A 456-nucleotide genomic window follows, 5' to 3' on the forward strand; every position below is an offset into this window, starting at 1 on the left:
TGGTTAAGCCAATCACTCTTTGAAGTACTATAAGTACTCAATTATTGGAATTAACGTTGACATATTGTCATTCAGTTTTCAATGTTCATTATCTATTTTAAAAATGGTGGAGACTAGCGGGATCGAACCGCTGACCTCCTGCGTGCAAAGCAGGCGCTCTCCCATCTGAGCTAAGCCCCCAAGATATTAATAGAAGTCGGGAAGACAGGATTCGAACCTGCGACCCCTTGGTCCCAAACCAAGTGCTCTACCAAGCTGAGCTACTTCCCGTTATTTAAAAATGGCGCGCCCGAGAGGAGTCGAACCCCTAGCCTCTTGATCCGTAGTCAAACGCTCTATCCAATTGAGCTACGGGCGCTAAAAATGGTGCCGAGGACCGGAATCGAACCGGTACGGTAATCACTTACCGCAGGATTTTAAGTCCTGTGCGTCTGCCAGTTCCGCCACCCCGGCAAA

At 48.2% G+C, this 456-nt stretch carries 4 tRNA genes; all 4 read right to left on the reverse strand.

What is annotated here, in order from left to right:
- Positions 1–104 precede the first annotated feature (104 nt).
- Positions 105–180 (reverse strand) — tRNA-Ala (locus CD129_RS04910).
- A gap of 16 nt (positions 181–196) precedes the next feature.
- Positions 197–270, reverse strand: a tRNA-Pro gene (locus CD129_RS04915).
- 11 nt (positions 271–281) lie between these two features.
- Positions 282–358: transfer RNA gene (locus CD129_RS04920), tRNA-Arg, on the reverse strand.
- 6 nt (positions 359–364) lie between these two features.
- Positions 365–453 (reverse strand) — tRNA-Leu (locus CD129_RS04925).
- Positions 454–456: the final 3 nt, after the last annotated feature.

The sequence above is a fragment of the Mammaliicoccus fleurettii genome (assembly GCF_003970575.1).
GTDB lineage: Bacteria > Bacillota > Bacilli > Staphylococcales > Staphylococcaceae > Mammaliicoccus > Mammaliicoccus fleurettii.